This is a genomic window from Kitasatospora sp. NBC_01300 (assembly GCF_041435235.1).
Lineage (GTDB): Bacteria > Actinomycetota > Actinomycetes > Streptomycetales > Streptomycetaceae > Kitasatospora.
On record NZ_CP108409.1, the window covers coordinates 558,359 to 578,419 of the forward strand.

A 20,061-nucleotide genomic window follows, 5' to 3' on the forward strand; every position below is an offset into this window, starting at 1 on the left:
ACGGCAGCCGCTGCGAGCCGGACGCGCGGAGGGCGCGGGCGGCGGGACGCACCGGGCGGGACCCAACTCAGCGGCCGACGAGCCGACCGAGCGAGGATCGGACGATCGAGGTACGGACGGTCGTGCTGGCCGAAAGTTGGTTCAGGCCACCTAGCCAAATTTACGGAAGGCGGGCCCGTCCCGCATGTCGGCCCGCACACCCCGGGGTGTGCGGGCCGGAATGCGCGGTGTTCCCGGCAGTCACCAGGTGACCGGCAGCGCCAGCGGATAGCGCCAGATGGACGTGGTGTTCCACGCCAGCTCGGCGGCCGGCTTCGCCAGCGCGATCCTGGGGAAGCGCTCCAGCAGGGTCCCGAGGGCGACCTCGAGCTCGGTGACGGCCAGTGGCGCGCCGAGGCAGTGGTGCGCGCCCCAGCCGAAGGTCATGTGGGAGGGGCTGGTCCGCTCCAGGTCCAGCTCGTCGGGCCGGTCGAACCTGCGGCCGTCCCGGTTGGCCGTCAGGTAGGAGACGTGCACGATGTCCCCCGCCGGGATCGTCACCCCGCTCAGCTCCACGTCCTCGAGGGCCACCCGAGGGATGCCGACGCCCTTGCGGAAGGGGATGAAGCGCAGCAGCTCCTGGAGCGTCCGGGAGAGCGTCTCGGGCCGCTCGCGCAGGGCGGCGAGCACGTCGGGGCGGCTGAGGATGGTGTACGAGAGGTTGCCGAGCTCGTACGTCGTGGTGTCCTGGCCCGTGATCAGCAGGACCATGGCCATCACGGTGAGTTCCTTCTCGTCGAGGACCTCGTCGCCGTCACGGGCCGTGGCCAGCACGCTGATCAGGTCGTCGCCGGGGTTCCTGCGCCGTTCGGCGGTCAGCTCGGCGAAGTACGCCCGCAGGTCGGCCTTGGCCCGTACCGCGTTGGGCTTGTTGGCCAGGCTCACGTCCATCATCGTCCGGGCGTTGGCGCGCAGCTGGGCGCTGTCGGCCTCGGGGATCTCCAGGACCTCACAGATCGTGATCAGCGGGAGCGGGTGGGCCAGGTGCTCCATGAGGTCGGCCGGGGGGCCCTGGTCCCGCATGCGGTCCAGCAGCTCGTTCACCACGTGCTGGGTGCGCTCCCTCATCCGCTCGATGTGGTCGGGGGTGAAGCCCTTGGAGACCAGGCTGCGCAGGCGGGCGCTGGCGGGAGGGTCCATGACATTGATCGCCTCGGCCTGGACGATCGGCTCGGGGGTCATGCGCGGGAAGTCCCGGCCGACGATGGCGTGGCGGCTGAACCGCCGGTCGGTGGTGACCGTGCGCACGTCGTCGTACCCCGTGACGAGCCAGGCCTCCCCCTCGCCGTAGGGCAGGCGGATGCGGCTGACCGGTGCCTCGTTCATGAGCTGCCGGAGCGTCGGGTCGAACTCCAGGGTCTCGGCGAAGTCGAACGGGCAGTTCCGTGCGCTGGAGTCGGTGGACATGCGGACCTCCAGGTCTGGGCCGCGCGGGCCGGATGGGGGAGGGGACGAAATGCACCGGTACCCGATCGCGCGGCCGCACACACCGGTGGAGGGGCGAGAGCGCCGGTAATTCATCCGGTCCGATCAGCGGCTCGGCTCCACCCGCGGCCGGGGCCTGCCACCGGTCGGCGGCAGGCCCCGGCCCCTGGTGACTCAGCCCTCCCCGGCGGCCCGATTCTCCCCGGTGGCCCGGTGCCCGTGCCGGAAGAGCGGGGCGCGGGTGTCGAAGGGCACGTCCTCGCGGGAGGCGGCGACGGCGGCGTCCGAGCGGGGCAGGTCGAACGGGAGCGTCGCGGTCATCGGGGCCCGGCCGAGCGCGGCGTCCAGCACGACCTCGTCCGCGGCGCCGAACTCGCCGATCAGCAGCGCCGCGTGCGGGGCGAGCGGGGTGAGCACGGCGGGCCGCTCCAGCTGGGCGGCGAACACCGTGGGCACGGTGGCGGCCAGCGCGGTGAGCCGGGCGACCTCGGCCGGCTCGAACTCCAGCGAGCCGCTGTGGAAGTGCTGCTCCAACATCCCCTCGCGCCGCTCGTACGGGGTGGCGAGGCGGATCACGGCCAGCTCGGCCCGCTCCGGGTCCTCGACCAGGGTGCCGTACCCGGCGGCGGCGGCGGGGTCGATGCCCTCGACGTACAGCCGGGTGGCAGTGCGCGGCTCGCCGGCCAGGTGGACGACCGAGCGGCGCTGGACCTCGCGGCCCAGCGCCCGGCCCTCCGGGGCGCCGACCAGGTCGGCGGCGGCCTCCGGGTCGACGTACGGGTCGGCGAAGAGGCCGAGGCGGAACTTGTCGCGCAGGATGCGGCGGACCGACTCGTCGAGCCGGGCCTCGGTGACCGCGCCGGAGCGGACGGCGGCCAGGATCAGCTCCGGGTCCGTCTCGCCGCCGAGCTGGTCGGCGCCCGCGTCCAGGGTGAGCACGACCTGCTCGGCGACGGACAGCTCCTCGACGCCCCAGTGCCGCGGGGGCAGCGTGACCACTCCGGGGACGTCCATGCCGGTGATGGCGTTGAAGTCGGTGCAGACCACGCCGTCGAAGCCGTAGCGCCCGCGCAGCAGGCCGGTGATGACGTCCCGGTTGAAGTTGGCGCCGACCTCGGCGAGGCCGCTGCCGGAGGGGATCGCGTAGGCGGGCATGATCTGCGCGGTGCCCGCGGCGAAGGCCGCCTCGAAGGGGCGCAGGTGGGTCTCCAACTCGCCGCCGGGGTAGACCAGTCGGCGTCCGGCGGCGAAGTGCGAGTCCTCGCCGCCGGCCTGCGGGCCGCCGCCGGGGAAGTGCTTGGTCATGCAGGCGACGCTGTCCGGGCCGATCGGCCCGCCCTGGAGGCCCTCGATGTAGGCGGTGATCATCCGCGAGGCACGCTCCGGGTCCTCGCCGAAGGTGCCGCTGATCCGGGCCCAGCGGGGCTCGGTGGCGAGGTCGGCCATCGGGTGGATGGCGACCCGGATGCCGACGGCGCACAGCTCGCGGCGGATCAGGTCGGCGTAGCGGCGCACCAGGTCGGGGTCGTCGGTGGCGGCGAGGCCGATCGGCTCGGGGCCGGTGCTGAAGCCGCCGCCGGTGTGGGCGGTGGCCGGGTTGGCGGTGAAGCCGTGCCGGGGGTCGGAGGAGAGGGTGACGGGGATGCCCAGCCGGCCGGCCGCGGCGAGGTCCTGGACGTGGTTGTTCCACTCGGCCATCGCGCGCGGGTCGGGGACGGCCATCATGGCGAAGTGGGTGAGGCCGCGCTCGGCGATCAGGCGGGCGCCGGAGGGGAACGGGCCCTGGTCGCCGGGGAGCATCCGGCCGTGCAGCATCAGCGCGGCCTTCTCCTGCAAGGTCATCCGGGTGAGGAGGTCCTCGACCCGCTCCTCGACGGGCAGCCGCGGGTCCTCGTAGGGCTCCATGGTGCCGTTGTGGTTGAGGTCGCGGAAGGGTGTGCCGTCGGTGTGCCGCAGCAGGGTCAGCATGCCGTCACCTCGGCGGTGTTCGACGCGGCCGTACGGGCGCCGGTGCCGGCCTCGGTACGGGCGGCGGCCTTGGCGCGGAAGGCGTCCAGGGTCTCGGCGGGGACCCCGCAGGCGGTCAGGAAGCCCTCGGCGCCGCCGTGCTCGGCGCGGACCAGGTCGAGGAAGGTGCTCATCGCCCCGGCGGGGGCCTCCAGCAGCGGGGCGGGGACGACCATCCGGCCGGCCTCGACCTCGTTGAGGGCGGCGCGGTTGCGGTCGGCGAGGCCGGCCCAGATCTGCTCGATCGCCTCGTTGGTGCGGGCGTAGTCGGCGACGATCTCCTCGGCGGGCACCCCGAGCAGTTCCAGCAGCAGCGCGGTGAGCAGCCCGGTGCGGTCCTTGCCGGCCGCGCAGTGCACCAGCACGGCGCCCGGGCGGACGGTGGCCTCGACGGCGGCGGCCAGCCCCTGCGGCGCGGACTCGGCCATCAGCAGGTAGAAGGCGCCGAGGTCCTCGGCGGTGGTCATGGCCCGCATGGCCCGCGCCAGTTCGTCGTTGGTCGGCTCGACCCGGGCGGGGACGACGGCGATGCCGGCGGCCTCGGCGGCGGCCCAGTCCTCGGGGCGGCTCTCGGACGCGCCCCGGAGGTCGACGACGGTGGTGATGCCGTGCTCGCGCAGCTGGGCGACGACGGCCTCGTCGGCGGCGGGGAAGGGCTGGGCGGAGCGGAACAGGGTGCCGGGACGGATCCACCGGCTCGCGGGGTCGGCGAGCGCTGAGGGGTCGCGGAAGTTGACCAGGGACATGCGGGGGCCTTTCAGGAAGTGCGGAGCAGGTGGTGAAGGTGCGCGGCGGGCCGCGCGAGGGGGGGGGAGGGGGCTGAAGAGGGCGTGCGGTGCCGTCCGGACGGCCGGCGGCATCGCCCGGTGGTGTCGGGGTGTCAGGGTCTGGGGGTCTACGAGGGAGTAGGGCTGTCGGCTCGGGTCAGCCGGCGGTGTCGAGCACGTCCCGGTAGGCCTTGTGCCAGTCGGCCACCGTGCCGGTCTCGGACGCGATCAGGACGTGGTGGCGCACCATGCCGCCGAACTGCGCGCCGAGCGCGGTCGGACGCAGGTCGGTGGCCGGGTCGACGCCGAGCCGCTCGGCCGCGATGGTGACGGTGCGTTCGGTGAAGCCGTCGATCACGACCACGGCGTAGTTGTGCACGGAGCCCTTCACCTCGATCAGGCTCCGGCGCAGCCGGCGGCGGCGCTCGGTGTGCTCGACGGGCTCTTCCAGCCGGCCGCCGGTGGCGGTCAGCGCGTGGTCGAGCGCGGCCCAGAGCGGGAGTTCGGCGGGGGCGGCGGCGAAGGCGTCGAGGATGGCCTGGCCGAAGTCCCAGCCGAACAGCAGGGCCTCCTTCGCCGGGTAGTAGCGGAAGAACGTGCGGTGGGCGATGTCGGCGCGGCGGCAGATCTGGTCCACGGTGGTGCGCTCGAAGCCCTGCTCCTCGAAGAGGTCGAGCGCCGCGGTGCGGATGCTGTCGCGGGTGCGCGCCTTCTTGCGGTCGCGCATGCCCTGCTCCGCCGCGGTGTCCGTCCCCTGCATGGTTCTTCCGTTTCCTCTCGGTGAGTTGAGTGTGGATGGGGCCGCCGAGGGGGCGGCTGTCTGTACAGAATCACGGCCGACCGGGCTCGCTCAAGGCGAGCGCCGACTCTTCCGGGTTCCGTCATCTGGAATTTGCACAACTGCCTTTTGGCAGTACTGCCACTTCCGGAATGGTGTGGGGCGTCGGCGGCCGCACTTCCTCTGGCTGCCCCCCACTCCCCCCTCCTCCCTCCCCCGAACCGAGGAACCATGAAGCGGCACTACCTCCTGGCATCGGCGGCCCTCGCCACCGCGCTCACCCTCACCGCCTGCTCCGCCTCCGACGACGCGGTCTCCGGCGCCGGCGCCGGGAACACCGGCGCGGCGAACGACGGCCCGGCCGTGGACGGCGGCACGCTCAAAATCGGCCTGGACCGGCCGTTCGCCAAGCTCGACCCGGCCGACGGCACCCTGACCTCGATGCCGATGATGGTCCTCGCCAACGCCCTGTACGACCCGCTGATGGTCAACGGCGACAACGGCGCCGTCCAGCCCTACCTCGCCAAGTCCTTCACCCCCAACGCGGACGCCACGGTCTGGACCCTCGACCTGCACGAGGGCGTGAAGTTCAGCGACGGCAAGCCGCTGGACGCCCAGGCCGTCGCCGACCACGTCACCCGGCTCGCCAAGCCGGAGAGCAAGTGCGCCTGCGCCATCGACGCGGCCGCCATCGGCGCCACCACCGTCTCCGGCCCGACCACCCTCACCTTCACCCTCAAGGCGCCCGACGCCGCCTTCCCCAACCTGTTCACCCGCTCCCTCGGCTACGTCTCCGAGGCCCCGGCCGGCGACTCCCCCGCCGTCGGCTCCGGCCCGTACACCGTGGAGAGCGTGCAGCCCGGAGTCTCCGTCACCCTCGCCCGCAACCCCGCGTACTGGGGCACCAAGGGCCACGCCGACAAGCTCGTCTACCGGGTGCTCACCGACACCGACAGCCGCTACCAGTCGCTGCGCTCCGGCGACACCGACCTGATCTGGACCGAGACGCCCAGCCAGTTCAAGCAGGCCTCCGCCGACGGGCTGCGCCGCGCCACCGGGCCCGGCGCCACCACCACCATGGTCTTCAACACCACGTCGGCGCCCTTCGACGACGTGCGGGTCCGCCGGGCCGTGCAGTACGCGATCGACCGCGAGGCCGTGGAGAAGGTCGTCTCCCTCGACCAGGGCGCCGTCTCGGACGGCCCGATCGGCTCCCGCTCCCCGTACCGCACCGCCCCCGAGTACCCGGCCCACGACGCGGCCAAGGCCCGGGCCCTGCTCGCCGAAGCCGGCCACCCCGACCTCGCCTTCGACTACCTCGTCGACAGCCGCCCCGAGGGCCAGCAGCGCGCCACCGTGCTCCAGCAGATGCTCGGCGAGGCCGGGATCAAGGTGACCATCAAGCCGCTCGACGCCGCGGGCCTGGGCACCGCGATGCTCCAGCGCAAGTTCCAGGTGATCGACTTCCCCACCAGCATGTTCGGCGACACCGACACCGCGCTCACCAGCCTCTACCTGCCCAACTCGCCCTACAACTTCATGGGTTGGTCCGACCCGGAGACCTCGAAGGCGATCGCCGAGGGCCGCTCCTCCACCGACCCCGCCCAGCGTGCGGCCGCCTACCAGCAGGCCGCCCGACGGGTCATCGGCGAGGTGCCGATGGCCTTCCTCACCGAGAACACCGTCGGCTTCCTCGCCGGCGCCAAGGTCGGCGGACTGCCCGACCTGTCCAAGCGCACCGTCCTCAACGTCTCCCCCGCCCCCCTGTGGGTGAAGCGGTGACCCCCCGCACCCGCACCGCGCTGCGCCACGGCGGGCGGCTCGGCCGCGCCGCGGCCGTACTGCTGCTGGTCACCGTCGCCGCCCTGTACCTGCCCCACCTGATGCCGGGCTCCCCCGCCGTCGCCGCCCTCGGCCCCACCGCCACCCCCGAGCAGATCTCCGCCTACGAGGCCGGGCTCGGCCTGGACCGCAACGTGTTCGCCGCCACCTGGCAGTGGATCGCCGACGCCCTGCACGGCGACCTCGGCCACTCGCTGTCCACCGGAGCCGCCGTCACCACCGAACTCGCCGACCGCATCCCCGTCACCCTCGAACTCTTCCTCGCCGCCCAGGTGGTGGCACTCGCCCTGGCCGTGCCCGTCGCCCTGCTCTCCGCCTGGCGCCCCGGCGGCACCTTCGACCGGATCGCCACCGCCGGCACCTTCGGCTGGCTCGCCGTCCCCGGCTTCGCCCTCGGCCTGCTGCTCATCTGGCTCGCCGCCGTCCAGCTGCGCATCCTGCCCGCCACCGGCTGGACCCCGTTCACCGAGAACCCGGCCGAGAACCTGCGCCACCTGGTGCTGCCCGCCCTCACCCTCGGCCTCACCGAGGCCGCCGTGTTCACCCGCACCCTGCGCGGACAACTGCTCGACACCCTCGACCAGCCGTACATCGCCGCCGCCCGCAGCCGCGGCATGGGCACCACCCGGCTGCTGCTGCGCCGCGCCCTGCGGCCCTCCAGCCTGCCGCTGGTCACCCTGGTCGGCATCGGCATCGGCACCTCGCTGGGCGGCTCGGTGCTGGTCGAGTCGCTGTTCGCGGTGCCCGGCGTCGGCAGCCTGGCCGCCGGGGCCATCTCCGGCCGGGACTTCCCCGTCGTCCAGGCCGTGGTGGTGGTCAGCGCCCTCGGCGTGGTCGCGGCCACCTTCGCGGTCGACCTGCTGTACCGCACGATCGACCCGAGGATCGCCCATGAGCACCGCTGAGACCACCGTCGTAACCGTCGAGACGGTCCCGGCGCGCTCCACCCGCCGCCGGCGGCCCCCCGCCGGCGTGCTCGCCGCCGGGGCCTGGCTGGCCGTCGTCGCCCTCGCCGCGCTGCTGCTGCCCCTGCTGCCCGGCTTCGACCCGCTGCACGGCGACTTCGCCCACCCCGCCGCCGCCCCCGGCCCCGGCCACTGGCTGGGCACCGACAGCGCCGGACGGGACGTCCTGCAGCGCACCGTCGCCGGCGCCCGCGCCTCCTTCACCGTCGCCGCCCTCACCATCCTGGTCGGCCTGCTCGGCGGCGGAACGCTCGGCCTCGCCGCCGGCTGGTTCCGCGGCCCGCTCGACAAGGCGATCGGCTTCGCGACCGACCTGCTGATGTCCGTGCCCAGCCTGATCCTGGTGATGATCGTGGTCTCGCTGCGCGGCCCCAGCCTCACCGTGATCGGCACGCTGATCGGGCTGTTCACCGTCCCCCACTTCACCCGGGTGGTGCGCGCCGTCGTGCTCTCGCTCAGCGAACGCGGCTTCGTCCAGGCCGCCCGCATGCTCGGCACCGCCCCGCTGCGCATCCTGCGCCGCGAGATCGTCCCGCACGTCGTGCCGGTCGCCCTCACCTTCGCCTTCACCGCCACCACCGTCGCCATCGTCGCCGAGGGCTCGCTCAGCTTCCTCGGCTTCGGGCTGCGCCCGCCGGAGCCCTCCTGGGGCGGCATCATCGCCGAGGGGCGCACGGCCCTCGGCAGCGCGCCGTGGATCTCGCTGGCGCCCGCGGCCGTGCTCTGCCTGACCGTCCTCGCCCTCAACTACCTCGGGGAGCACCTGCGTTCGGGTGGTCCCGCCGGCCCGAAGGGAGCGCGCGGATGACCTCCGCCCCCGACCTCGACTCCCCCGCTCTCGACTCTCCTGCCCTCGACGAACCCGACCTCGGCGTCCCGGTGCTCGACGTCCGCTCGCTGGACACCGTCCTGCACACCCCCGACGGCCGCACCCTGCACGTCCTGCACGGCGTCAGCCTCACCATCGCGGCCGGCGAGTGCCTCGGCGTGGTCGGCGAGTCCGGCTCCGGCAAGTCCGTGCTCGCCCGCGCCGTCCTCGGCGTCGAGTCCCGCACCACCAGGGCCGTCGCCACCGGCGAAATCCGGCTGAACGGCGAGAACCTGCTCGCCGCCTCCCGCACCCGCCGCGCCGAACTGCTCGGCACCGGCATCGCCATGGTCCACCAGGACCCGATGACCTCGCTCAACCCGGTGGTCCGGATCGCCGACCAGGTCACCGAGTCCCTCACCAATCGGCGCCGACTCTCCCGACGCGAACGGCTGCGCACCGCCACCGAGTTGCTCGCCGCCGTCGACGTCCCCGACCCCGCCCGACGGGCCCGCGCCCACCCGCACGAGCTCTCCGGCGGCCTGCGCCAGCGCGTCGGCATCGCCGCCGCCCTGGCCGGCGAACCCGCCCTGCTGCTCGCCGACGAACCCACCACCGCCCTCGACGTCACCGTCCAGCGCACCGTCCTCGACCTGCTCGACCACCACCGGCGCAGCCGCGGCCTCGCCACCCTGCTGATCACCCACGACATCGGCCTGCTGTACGGGCGGGCCCGCCGGATCGCCGTCATGTACGGCGGCCGGATCGTGGAGACCGGCCCCACCGAGGCCGTCACCCGCCACCCCCGGCACCCCTACACCGCGGCCCTGCTGCGCTCCGTACCCCGGGTCACCGGCCCGCTGCGCCGCACCCTGCCCGCGATCCCCGGCTCGCCGCCCGACCTCACCCGGCCCACCCCCGGCTGCCCCTTCGCCCCGCGCTGCGAACTGGCGACGGACCTCTGCACCACGACCGCGCCGCCCACCCACACCACTGCGGACGGCCACACCGCCGCCTGCCACTTCCCGCTCACCGCGCCGCCTGACGCGCCGTCGCCCTCGCCCTCCCCCTCGTCCGACGAACTGGAGCCCGCGGCATGACCATCGCCCCTGACGCCGCTGACCCCGAAGCCGTCTCCCCCGATGTCGTCTCCCCAGACGCCGCCCCTCCCGGAACGCCCGTCCTGGAGGCCACCGGCCTCAGCGTCGTCCACCGCACCCGCTCCGGCCCACTACACGCCGTCAGCGGCGTCGACCTGGCCCTCCACCCGCGCCGCACCCTCGCCCTGGTCGGCGAGTCCGGCTCCGGCAAGAGCAGCATCGCCAAGGCCCTGCTGCGGCTGCCCCCGCCCACCACCGGCACCGTCACCCTCGACGGCACCGACCTCGCCACCCTCTCCCCCCGCGCCCTGCGGGCCGTCCGGCCCCGCCTCCAGATGGTCTTCCAGGACCCGCTCTCCTCCCTCAACCCGCACCGCCGGGTCCGCGACCTGGTCGCCGAACCCCTCGACGCCCACCCCGACCCGGCCCGCGACCGCGAGCAGGTCGTCACCGAGCAGCTGGCGGCCGTCGGCCTGCCGCCCGCCCTGTTCGGCGACCGCCGCCCCCACCAGCTCTCCGGCGGGCAGGCCCAACGGGTCGCCATCGCCCGGGCCCTGGCCGCCGGACCGCGCGTCCTGATCGCCGACGAGGCGGTCTCCGCCCTCGACGTCTCGGCCCAGGCCACCGTGCTCAACCTGCTGCGCGGGCTCACCGAGGAACGCGGACTGGCCGGCCTCTTCATCTCCCACGACCTCGGCGTGGTCCGCGCGGTGAGCGACGACGTGGCCGTGCTCCAACTCGGCCGCATCTGCGAACGCGGCCCCACCGAGGCCGTCCTCGCCGCCCCGGCCCACCCCTACACCGCCGCCCTGCTCGCCGCCGTCCCCGAACCCGGCCGCCCACTGCGCGACACCGGCCTCCTCCCCACCGACCCGCCCTCCCCCCTCGCCCCGCCCAGCGGCTGCCGCTTCCGCACCCGCTGCCCCCTGGCCGACGCTCGCTGCGCCACCGAGGAGCCGCAGCTGCGGGAGGTGGCACCAGGCCGCACGGTGGCCTGCCACCGGCCGCTGGTCGGCACTGCCGCAGGCATCTGACCAGCCGGGCGCAGCACGGGCCCCCTGGGCCGGGAGCCCTACTCCCGGCCCAGGGCCCGTCCCGTTCCGACCACGGACAGGCCCGCGTCCCGCCTCCCGCCGGCCGGCCGGTCGGCCCCGCTGTCGGAAGACCGTGCCTGCCGACGCGGCATCCCCGATCCCGCCTGCCCTTGACCAGCTACGCGAGCAGTCCGACGCCGCTCCCGGGGAGGTCCCCGGCCTGCTGGAGCGACTGGCCCAGGGACCGAACCCACGCGATCCGCGCGGCTGGAGCCTCACCATGTAGTTGTCGGGCGTCTCGTCGTAGCACGTGGCCAGGCCCCGCCACACTCGGATCCCGTGGGAGACCGGTTGCCCGCCCGCGCTACCGCGCCTCTTTCGGTACGTCCCGGTCAGACAGCGGAGAGGTGCAGCTTGAACGGCGAACCGTTGGAGCTGGGCTGCCAGCCGTTCGACCGCCCGGCCCGAATACCTGCGGCGACTTCGCGCGGCAGGATGACCTCAGCCGGCAGCATGTTCGGTTCGAGCACGGCCGGCCGACCGGTCTCCACAACGAGCGTCGTTCCGGGACGGACCGCGTCCTCCACCATGTAACCCAAGGTGATGCCGTCGTAGTCGCAGCACGGTTTCCTGCTCACTCGCCAGCGGTACTCGACGCCGTCGACGGCAATGCGGCGGGACCCCTTCTTCGCCAGTGCCACTCTTTGCCCTTCGGCCTTCGACTGCTCGTACATGTCTGTCGCCAGTCTCCCTGTACGGCACACACGTGTCACCGGGTTTGGCCCAGAGCTGATCACGCAAGGCCGAGGAGCGCGAGGGGGCGGCGTGTGCCGCGCGCGTTGCGGCGGAGGCCGGCCGCAATGTTCCTGACGCCGCTCAGCCGTAGGGCTCCGACAGCGAGGTTGCGCCAGGTCGCCATGGCGCGGGGGCTTTCCCGGTCCGCAGTTGGGAGGCGTCCTCGGCGAAGGTCGTGTCACGGACGTGACGCAGGGCCTCGATCTTCCAGTGGTTCCGGATCAGTTGCGCGAGCTGGGCGGGAGTGGCCTGTTCGGCGGTCAGGCCGGTGACTGCGTAGATGGTCGCGATGGTGGTCTTGCCGGTCTTGCGGTCGGTGCGGCGGCGCGTCCGTGACCCACTCGCCGACCGCCGGCAGCGAGGTCGCCCCGGCCAGTACCGCGCACGCCGTCAGGGTGACGACGACGGCCAGCGTGCACCGCACACCGCGCGGATCGCGTGGGTTCGGTAACTGGGCCAGTCGCGCCAGCAGGCCGGGGACCTCCCCGGGAGCGGCGTCGGACTGCTCGCGTAGCTGGTCAAGGGCAGGCGGGATCGGGGATGCCGCGCCGGCAGGCACGGTCTTCCAGGCAGGTCGCGGGGCGTCGAGAACTCCATGATCTTGGAAGCCGTGCCCGTCCTGCCTCCAGGGCACCCACCAGCCAGCAGATCACCACAAACCGGGTGTCAGCCAACTACGCCGAAGCCCTGGCAGGTCATCGGCAACACGGAGGCCCGACGGGACGGCGCCCCTGTCGGGCTTTCACCCGGCAGGGGCACGGCCTTCGCGCGCCGTTCGCACCCCTTCACGCCGGTGACGATTCGCGTACACAGCCTTACCGTTGGCTGCGATCACGGGTCGCACCTGGCGACCCGGCGTACCGGAGGTCCCATCATGCGACGCCTCGTCACGACGATCGGTACCCTCATCGCCGCAGGGACGCTGGCCGTGGCCGTCCCCACCTCCGCCCAGGCCGCCACGGGCACCCTGACGTTCTACAACGTGATCTTCCCCGACGGATCGGGCGTCGGCCCGGGCGTGCCGTACCTCGACCCGGCCCCCGGCTGCTACGAAGTACCGGGGGAGGCACACGGGCCCCTGTCAGGCGTGAACAACGCGACGGACAGCACGGTCCGCTTCTACTGGGGCGAGGACTGCACCGGCGGGTCGCTGTTCAGCGTGTCGGCCGGCCGTTCGGTCAGGTTCAACTCGCACCCGCGCTCCTTCCTGGTCGAGAGCTGACCGCAGACCCGAAAGCAGCCATACCGACCCCAGGTGGCCGGGCGACCGCAGGCCACTTCGGCCTGTCGGCCGCCCGGCGTCTACCGTCCGCCGTCCGGGTTCGTGCTCACGGCGGCGTTACGACGGCGATGGCGCTACGACAGCGGCAGCACCCGCCTGAGCGCACCGAAGGCCTCGTCCAGCAGGGCCCGGTGATCGGGGTCGACCGCCGCCGCGCTCTCCCCCGCCAGCATCCGGCCCGCGGAGGAGAGGCAGCCGGTGCGATAGGCGGCGACGGCGAGCGCGGCGGTCAGCCGGGGCTGCGGGTCCGGCGAGGTCTGCGCGATCACCTCGGCCAGCGCGTCCTCCAGTTCCTCGACGCCCTCGCGGGCCCGCGCCCGCAGCGACGGGGAGTCCACCACGACCTGCCAGAAGGCCGTGAAGCGATCCCGCAGCGCCGCCAACGGGTATCCCTCGTCGATGAGTTCGAGAATCAGGCGATGCAGCGCGGCGAGTGGGGTCTCGGCGGCCGGGCGCTCGCGCACCGCACTCGTGAACAGCTCGACGGCCTCCGGGATCCGGTCCAGGAGGAGGTCCTCCTTGCGCGGGAAGTAGTTGAAGACCGTCATGGTCGAGACCTCCGCCGCCTCGGCCACCTCCGCGACGGTGATCTGGTCGAACCCGCGCGCCAGGAACAGGGTGGTGGCCACGCCGGAGATCCGCTGCCGGGTCTGCGCCTTCTTGCGCTGACGCATCGTGAGGTTCCGGGACTGCGGTTCGTCGCCGGCGTCTGGGGTCCTGGCTGCATCCATGGCCGAAATTATATCCACCACATATTTTTAGTGACTACAGTGAAGTCATGAACACGGACATGCGCACAGACGCAGGCACCGACGTAGGCCCGAACGCAGGCACGGACTACGACGTGGTGGTGGCGGGCGGCGGGCCGGTCGGGCTGATGCTGGCCTGCGAGCTCCGGCTCGCCGGAACCTCGGTGCTGGTCATCGAACGGCTCACCGAGGTGGACCAGACGGTCAAAGCGGGCTCCATCAACACGCCCAGCGTGGAGGCCTTCTACCGGCGCGGGCTGCTGCCGGCGCTCGAAGACATCCACGCGCAGGCGATGGAGAAGTTCGCCCAGTTCACCCGGCAGCGCCGCCCGGGCGGGCCGCCCACCAACGGCGAAGTGCCCACCAACGGCAAAGCGCCCGCCGACAGCGCGGCGCCCGCGCGGACGCCGCTGCGGATCGCCGGGCACTTCGCCGGGATCATGCTGAGCCTCGACCGCTTCGACCCCGCCGACGACCCCGACTTCGCCGACCGCGGCCCCGTCGACAAGGCCGCCCTCGTCCCGCAGGCCGCCCTGGAGCACGTGCTCGGCGAGCGCGCGGCCGAGCTGGGCGTCGAGCTGCGCCGGGGCGTGGAGTTGACCGGCTTCGACACCGACGAGCACGGGGTGACCGTGCACACCGACGGCGGTGCGCCGATCCGAACCGGCTGGCTGGTCGGGTGCGACGGCGGCCGCAGCACGGTACGCCGGCTCGCCGGGTTCGACTTCCCCGGCACGGCCCCGGAGATCACCGGTCACCAGGCGATGGTGGAGATGACCGGCTCCGAGGCCCTGAACACCGGCTGGAACCGGACCACGGTCGGGACGTACGTGCACGGGCCGGTGCCGGGCCGGATCCTCACCGTGGAGTTCGACGGTCCGCCCGCGGACCGCCAGTCGCCGGTCACCGCCGAGGAGTTGCAGGCCAGCCTGCGCAACGTCAGCGGCGTGGACGTGACGATCACCAAGGTGCACAGCGCGACCCGCTTCACGGACAACGCCCGCCAGGCGAGCACCTACCGCGCGGGCCGGGTGCTGCTGGCCGGCGACGCGGCGCACGTGCACTCCCCGTTCGGCGGCCAGGGACTCAACCTCGGCATCGGCGACGCGATCAACCTCGGCTGGAAGCTCGCCGCCACCGTGCAGGGCTGGGCGCCAGAGGGCCTGCTGGACAGCTACACCGCCGAGCGGCACCCGATCGGCGCCTGGGTCCTGGACTGGACGAGGGCGCAGGTCGCGCTGATGCGGCCCGAGCCGCGCAGCGGCGCGCTGCGCAACGTCGTCGCCCAACTGGCCGACACCACGGCCGGGACCACCTACTTCGTCAAGCAGCTCTCCGGTGTGTGGCAGCGCTACGACCTGCCCGGCGAACACCCGCTGGTGGGCCGCAGCGCGCCGGACCTCGTCCTCGCCGACGGCAGCACACTGGCCGACCACCTGCACGACGGCCGCGCACTGCTGCTGGACCTCACCGACGACCCCGAGCTGCGCGCCCGCGCCGACGGCCACCGCGACCGGTTGCGGATCGTGACCTCCCACTGCCCCGAACAGCCCGAGCTGGCCGCCCTGCTGGTCCGCCCGGACGGCTTCGTCGCCTGGGCGGGTGGCAGCGGCGAGGCCGCCCCGGACGGGCTCGGCGAGGCGCTCGACGCAGCGCTCGGCAGGTGGCTCGGCGCGGCCCAGGGCTGATCTCAGGGCTGATCTCACGACCGGCGAGGGACCTACCGGAACACAAGGAACAGTTCTCCTGCTTCACACGCCCTCTGCGGTCAGCAAGTCGAACGCGCCTCGGATGACGGCCTGGCCTTTCAGCGCCGTGCCGGCCTTGTCAGGGGCCGTACCGGCGTCCGAGACCATCAGGCTGGTGACCAGCGTGCGGTCGTCGCTCGTGCGTGCGAGGTAGTTCAGCGTGATGACCCCGGGTTCGCTGCCGCCCTTGTACCAGACGGTCGGGAACCGGGACGGGGCCAGGTTCAGTCCGTCGTCGTTGAGGGTGAGTGCGTGCCCGATCTCGGGTTGGTCGAACCGCCACAGCGCCGCGTAGGCGTTGCAGATGTCGATCGGCGAGGCGAACCATTCGATCTGGTCGATCTTCCTCGGCTGGGGCCAGGTCTCGCGAACCTCGGGCAGGGGGAGTCGTTCGAGCTCCCGCAGCGCGGCGGAGCGGTGGTGTTCGGGCAGTGCCAGGTACTCGTCCGCGCGGGCCGGGTACTGGTTGGCCTTGAGCTGGAAGAACGCCTTGGTGGTCAGACACGGAATGTTCGCCCGGGGCTGTTGGTGGCCGAACAGGTCCATCTGGTGCACCACCGCGTCACGGCCGAGCCGGTGGATGAGGTGGTCGGTTGCGGTGTTGTCACTGAGAGAGATCATGCAGTCGGCGAACTCGGCCATCGTGACGGTGGTGCCGGCCGGGCAGTCCTGCAGTCGGCCCGAGGGCAGGCTCTTGAAGTCGTCGCGGATGGCCAACGACTCGTCCCAGGAGGCCCGTTGTTCGCTGACGGCCTGTGCGAGCGCGCCCAGCACGTACAGTTTGAACGCCGAGCCGATCGGCCGCTGGGTGTCGGCGCGTACGCCGTGCACCAGCTCGCAGCGCCCGTCCGGGCCGATCCGCGATGCGGCGAACGACACGCGGGCGCCCAAGTCGCCCAGCATGTCGTCGACTTGGGTCCACGACGAGAGCGGCGCCTCGTCGGGAGTGAGGCTCACATCGTTCACCAGACCCGAGGGATCCACGCGCACCCGCAGAAGGTAGTCGCCGTCACCGCCACTGACCGCCGCCTGCGCGTGATCCTGACCCGACTCGACGATCCTGCGCAGGGTGATGGGGCCCAGTTGGTGCAGCACCGCATTGAAGGCGTTCGGACCGCCGCTGGCGGCCAGGAGCGGCGCGGCTATGTGGTCGTGGATCTCGGCGTCCGTCACCGGCGCCCGTGCCGAGGCGTCCACAAGCCAGTCCACCTGGGCCTGGGCCTGGGCCGTCGACGGTGACGTGTCCGTACCGGGTGTTTCGGTCATTCGTCCCCTCCGCGGGGTGGGGGCCGAGGGAGGTGGGCCCGCTCTCGGCGATTGAGTCAACTCTGATGCTGCAAAGCGCACTTGTTCACGTGGGATGTTACCTTTCCAGTTGGAGATCTCCGGCGGCTGCGGCGCCGAATGCTCTCATCGCCCGCCGCGCCCGAGCGGGCACCGCCCACCCGGTGGCTACCCGTCGAGCCGGATGGTGGCGAGGGTGTTCCAGCAGATCTGCTGGCCGATCAAGCCTGTGCGGCCGGGCAGTTGGGCAGGACGCCAGTAGACCTCGTTGACGATGATCCGGCTCACGCGGAAGGAAGCGTGGCCGGGCCGGACTCGGTGGATGACCTGGGCGAGTTCGTCGGTGTCGGTGTCGGCGGCGGCGTATCCCACGGTCGTGTGGAGGACCCCGAGCGGGTAGTCGGTGGAGTCGGGGCCGAAGACCTGGTGGACGGCGGCGCGGACGCGGTGTTGGAGAGCGGCGAGTTCGCCGTCGGGGTGGAGGTCGAGGCGGACTCCCGTGCGGTAGGCGATCGGCGAGCCTGCCTGCAAGGAGACCGGTCCCGTCCCGGTGACTGCGGCACGCAACTGGTCGGCGAGGTGCCGTCGTTCGGCTTCGGTGATGGCGTCGGCCGGGGCGGAGGTGAGCATGTCGAGGGTGATGTGCGCGCGCTCGTCCGGCACCGGGAGGACGGGGAAGCCGGCGAGGGCCGTGCGCAGGTCGGCGAGCAGGGTGTGCAGCGCCGACCCGGGAGGCAGGTCGGGCAGGGCGTACACCTGGAGGACGCGTAGGCCGTCCGGCCAGGGCTGGCGGCCGAAGGTGGGGTGGAACGCTTTCACTTCGTCTCCTGGCGGTCGGGTGCGTCGGGTTCGGCGGGTGCGTCGGGTGCGGTGGTGGCCTGGCGGGGCAGGCGGTCGCCGATGCCGTACTGGGCGGCCTGGAGCCGGTAGGCCTCGGAGTAGGCGGAGGGCTTGGCCATCAGCTCGTCGTGGGTGCCCTCCTCGATCAGGCGGCCGTGGTCGAGGACGTAGATGCGGTCCGCCTGCGCGGTGGCCGCGAGGCGGTGGGTGATCAGGACGATGCTGACGCCGAGTTCGGTCAGGGCGCGGATCTTCTCGAAGGCCTCGATTTCGGCTTTGGCGTCCATGGCGCTGGTCGGCTCGTCGACGACGATCAGGTGCGGGAGGCGGCCGTCCGGTGCGGGGGTGGTCATGCGGTGGCGCAGCCTGGCGATGGCGACGCGTTGCCACTGCCCGCCGGAGATGCCGACGCCGCCTTCGAAGCCCTTGGCGAGGAGGGTGTCCCAGCCTCGGTCGAGTTCGGCGAGGACGGGGTGGAGGTCGGCGTAGTCGGCGGCGGCTTCCAGTTGCTGCTGGGTGGCGGGGGCGTCGGGTCGTCCGAGGAGGAGGTTGGCGCGCAGGGTGAAGGACCAGCGTTGGAAGTTCTGGGCCAACAAGGCGATGCCGGCGAACAGTTGGGCGCGGTCGGCGGTGGCGGTGTCGGTGGTGTCCCACCGGATGCGGCCCTGGTGGGGCTGGTAGACGCCGCACAGCAGGTGGGCGAGCGTGGACTTGCCGGAGCCGTTCTCCCCGACCAGCGCGATGACCTGGCCGCGGCCGATGGTGAGGCTGACCTTGTCGAGGGCGGGGGTGTCGCGGCCCGGGTAGGTGAAGGAGACGTCCTCGACGCGGATCTGCTCGGGGCGTTCGGGCAGCGGTGTGCCGCCGACGGGGATCGCGCGGCGGTGGCCGTGACGGCGCAGCCGGTCGAGGTCGGCGACGAACAGGGACTCCTCGTAGAGGGAGTTGATCTGGGAAACGAGGCCGGAGATCGAGGCGGAGCCGGTGCGGATGGCGACGACGGCCGTGCCGGCGACAGCAAGGGGCATGGAGCCGGTGCTGACCAGCCAGCCGAGCATGGCGAACGCGCCGACCGTGGCGAGTCCGGCGAGGGAGGCGGTCAGCAGGTCGGTGCGGGCCTTCGCTCCCGCGAGACGGGCCTGTTCGCGTTCGGCGGCGCGGGCCATCTGCTCGTAGTGCCCGAGCAGGAACGGCCCGCACGCGTGGACGCGGACCTCGGCGGCCGACCAGGGGCGGATCAGCATGTCCGAGAGCAGGCCGCTGGCCCGGCTGTGCTGGAGCATCGCCTGCGTGGACAGGTAGCGGCGGCGCGCGGTGCGCACCGCGCCCCAGCCGCGCGGGGCGGTGATGAGCAGCAGCATCGGCAGCAGTGCGGGGTGAAGGATGGTCAGCACTCCGGCGGCGGAGACCAGGGCGAAACCCGCCGTCAGGACGGACACGCCCTGGCCGACGATGTGCTGGATCGACCCGGCACCCCAGCGGGCCGAGTCGACCTCGGCCAGGAACTCCGGGTCCTCGATCGCCTCCAGCTCGGAGCGGGAGACGACAGCCAGGAAGTCGACGGTGGCCGCCCGGAACACCGCCGGTTCCAGGCGTCCGGAGGCGAGTCCGGACACGGCCGCGAGCACGGCCGACAGGGCGGCGACGGCCCCGACAGCAACGACCGCCGGAACGGCCGAGCGGAGGACGGTCGCCATGTCGCCCGGGGCGAGGAGCCGGCCGAGGGCCTGGTTGGTGGCGATCAGCGCGGCCGCGGCGGCGACGCCGCGCAGCACCTCGGCCGTCACCAGGGCCACCAACGCCGGACGGTCGGCGGCCCAGGCCATCCGTCCGGCCAGCCGCAGGAACGTGGGCATCTGACGGGCGACCGTCCAGAACGTCACCCTGGCGCCGGCGAACTCGTGCTTGGCCCAGCCGTAGTCGTAACGCATCGGGCCGCCGAACAGCAGGCGTTCGCTCTCGGAGACGTGGAGGTTGTCCGTCGTCGTGTTCGTGCTGGGTGAGGTCATGGCACTCCTGTCGCAGGGGGCACGGGGTAGTGGAACTCACGGGATCGAGGGCGCTGTTCGAGCTGGAATGCCCAGTGTCGACGCCACGCCCGTGCGTTGGGGCGGGCTCCTGCCGGATCACCCGAGTGGGTGACGGCGGGTGGCGGGTGGCCGCAGGTCGTACTGGCGCGACAGGTCGCTTCGGTTCGCGGATGGTGGCCCGGACGGGTGTCGGGGTCGCCATCAGCGGCGCCGGCGAGCTCAGATTTCACCGGGTTCGCGGGGTGACGGGACGCCTCGGCGCCATGGCCCCGGAGTCCGGGACCGGGTGGTTCAGGATGTCGCCAATGAGCTTTCGGGGGAACGTCGCGTGTTCGTGTCGGTCAGTTCGGGATGGACGACAGCACGGCGACAGCCGAGAGAGCGAACGGCAGGCCCTGGTTCTCGACGACGACGGCGTCGCGGACCGCCTGCGCGATGACGGGGTGGGTGGGGGCGTCAAGGTAGCGGGCGCACCGGGCGCAGCGGACACATCGCACCCCTGATGGACCCGCCCTGGCCCTGGATCCCGAGGCACACACCGCCTCCCTCACGGCAGTGGCAAACGGCG

18 protein-coding genes are annotated in these 20,061 nt (G+C 72.9%); 7 read left to right on the forward strand and 11 right to left on the reverse strand.

Features of this window, described 5'->3' with window-relative positions:
• Positions 1–240: 240 nt before the first annotated feature.
• The 4 genes from OG556_RS36145 to OG556_RS36160 all read right to left on the reverse strand — a co-directional run bounded on the left by OG556_RS36145 (position 241) and on the right by OG556_RS36160 (position 4,998).
• Positions 241–1,446, reverse strand: coding sequence for a cytochrome P450 (locus OG556_RS36145; protein WP_331743922.1), 1,206 nt, complete (start codon positions 1,444–1,446; stop codon positions 241–243).
• A 192-nt stretch (positions 1,447–1,638) separates the two neighbouring features.
• On the reverse strand, positions 1,639–3,432 hold the full coding sequence (locus tag OG556_RS36150; protein WP_331743925.1) for a glycoside hydrolase family 3 N-terminal domain-containing protein: 1,794 nt from the start codon (positions 3,430–3,432) through the stop codon (positions 1,639–1,641).
• Positions 3,426–4,217: a tyrosine-protein phosphatase gene (locus tag OG556_RS36155; protein WP_331743928.1), complete on the reverse strand. Its 792-nt coding sequence runs from the start codon at positions 4,215–4,217 to the stop codon at positions 3,426–3,428. The genes OG556_RS36150 and OG556_RS36155 overlap by 7 nt, the downstream gene beginning before the upstream one ends.
• Before the next feature lie 178 nt (positions 4,218–4,395).
• Positions 4,396–4,998: a TetR family transcriptional regulator gene (locus OG556_RS36160; RefSeq protein ID WP_331743931.1), complete on the reverse strand. Its 603-nt coding sequence runs from the start codon at positions 4,996–4,998 to the stop codon at positions 4,396–4,398.
• Positions 4,999–5,247: 249 nt separating this feature from the next.
• On the opposite strand from OG556_RS36160, the gene OG556_RS36165 reads away from it, so the two are divergent.
• From OG556_RS36165 to OG556_RS36185, 5 genes are read left to right on the forward strand one after another with little or no spacing between them, the layout of a single operon-like run.
• Positions 5,248–6,798 carry an ABC transporter substrate-binding protein gene (locus tag OG556_RS36165; protein ID WP_331743934.1) on the forward strand — a complete coding sequence of 517 codons (1,551 nt, stop codon included), beginning with the start codon at positions 5,248–5,250 and terminating at the stop codon, positions 6,796–6,798.
• Positions 6,795–7,763: an ABC transporter permease gene (locus OG556_RS36170; protein ID WP_331743937.1), complete on the forward strand. Its 969-nt coding sequence runs from the start codon at positions 6,795–6,797 to the stop codon at positions 7,761–7,763. Before OG556_RS36165 ends, OG556_RS36170 begins: the two co-directional genes overlap by 4 nt.
• Positions 7,750–8,631, forward strand: a complete 882-nt coding sequence (locus OG556_RS36175; protein WP_331743940.1) for an ABC transporter permease — start codon at positions 7,750–7,752, stop codon at positions 8,629–8,631. Before OG556_RS36170 ends, OG556_RS36175 begins: the two co-directional genes overlap by 14 nt.
• Positions 8,628–9,731, forward strand: a complete 1,104-nt coding sequence (locus tag OG556_RS36180) for an ABC transporter ATP-binding protein (RefSeq protein WP_331743942.1) — start codon at positions 8,628–8,630, stop codon at positions 9,729–9,731. Before OG556_RS36175 ends, OG556_RS36180 begins: the two co-directional genes overlap by 4 nt.
• Positions 9,728–10,765 carry an ABC transporter ATP-binding protein gene (locus OG556_RS36185; RefSeq protein WP_331743945.1) on the forward strand — a complete coding sequence of 346 codons (1,038 nt, stop codon included), beginning with the start codon at positions 9,728–9,730 and terminating at the stop codon, positions 10,763–10,765. Before OG556_RS36180 ends, OG556_RS36185 begins: the two co-directional genes overlap by 4 nt.
• A gap of 392 nt (positions 10,766–11,157) precedes the next feature.
• On the opposite strand, the gene OG556_RS36190 is transcribed toward OG556_RS36185, so the two are convergent.
• Positions 11,158–11,499: a hypothetical protein gene (locus OG556_RS36190; RefSeq protein ID WP_331743948.1), complete on the reverse strand. Its 342-nt coding sequence runs from the start codon at positions 11,497–11,499 to the stop codon at positions 11,158–11,160.
• A gap of 239 nt (positions 11,500–11,738) precedes the next feature.
• Entirely contained in the window at positions 11,739–12,194 is a 456-nt protein-coding gene (locus tag OG556_RS36195; RefSeq protein ID WP_331743951.1) for a transposase family protein, read from the reverse strand.
• A gap of 240 nt (positions 12,195–12,434) precedes the next feature.
• On the opposite strand from OG556_RS36195, the gene OG556_RS36200 reads away from it, so the two are divergent.
• On the forward strand, positions 12,435–12,782 hold the full coding sequence (locus OG556_RS36200) for a hypothetical protein (protein WP_331743954.1): 348 nt from the start codon (positions 12,435–12,437) through the stop codon (positions 12,780–12,782).
• 134 nt (positions 12,783–12,916) lie between these two features.
• On the opposite strand, the gene OG556_RS36205 is transcribed toward OG556_RS36200, so the two are convergent.
• On the reverse strand, positions 12,917–13,573 hold the full coding sequence (locus OG556_RS36205; RefSeq protein WP_371523092.1) for a TetR/AcrR family transcriptional regulator: 657 nt from the start codon (positions 13,571–13,573) through the stop codon (positions 12,917–12,919).
• A gap of 59 nt (positions 13,574–13,632) precedes the next feature.
• Between OG556_RS36205 and OG556_RS36210 the strand changes: the two genes are divergently transcribed.
• Complete coding sequence (locus tag OG556_RS36210; protein ID WP_331743960.1) at positions 13,633–15,279, forward strand: FAD-dependent oxidoreductase; 1,647 nt, start codon at positions 13,633–13,635, stop codon at positions 15,277–15,279.
• 63 nt (positions 15,280–15,342) lie between these two features.
• Here OG556_RS36210 and OG556_RS36215 read toward each other — a convergent pair whose 3' ends face one another.
• The 4 genes from OG556_RS36215 to OG556_RS36230 form a co-directional block, all read right to left on the reverse strand.
• Positions 15,343–16,605 carry a serine hydrolase gene (locus tag OG556_RS36215; protein WP_331743963.1) on the reverse strand — a complete coding sequence of 421 codons (1,263 nt, stop codon included), beginning with the start codon at positions 16,603–16,605 and terminating at the stop codon, positions 15,343–15,345.
• Between the two features lie 186 nt (positions 16,606–16,791).
• Positions 16,792–17,442 carry a 2'-5' RNA ligase family protein gene (locus OG556_RS36220; RefSeq protein WP_331743965.1) on the reverse strand — a complete coding sequence of 217 codons (651 nt, stop codon included), beginning with the start codon at positions 17,440–17,442 and terminating at the stop codon, positions 16,792–16,794.
• Positions 17,439–19,472, reverse strand: a complete 2,034-nt coding sequence (locus OG556_RS36225) for an ABC transporter ATP-binding protein (protein WP_331743968.1) — start codon at positions 19,470–19,472, stop codon at positions 17,439–17,441. The genes OG556_RS36220 and OG556_RS36225 overlap by 4 nt, the downstream gene beginning before the upstream one ends.
• Positions 19,473–19,834: 362 nt before the next feature.
• Positions 19,835–19,990, reverse strand: a complete 156-nt coding sequence (locus tag OG556_RS36230) for a hypothetical protein (protein WP_331743970.1) — start codon at positions 19,988–19,990, stop codon at positions 19,835–19,837.
• Positions 19,991–20,061 lie beyond the last annotated feature (71 nt).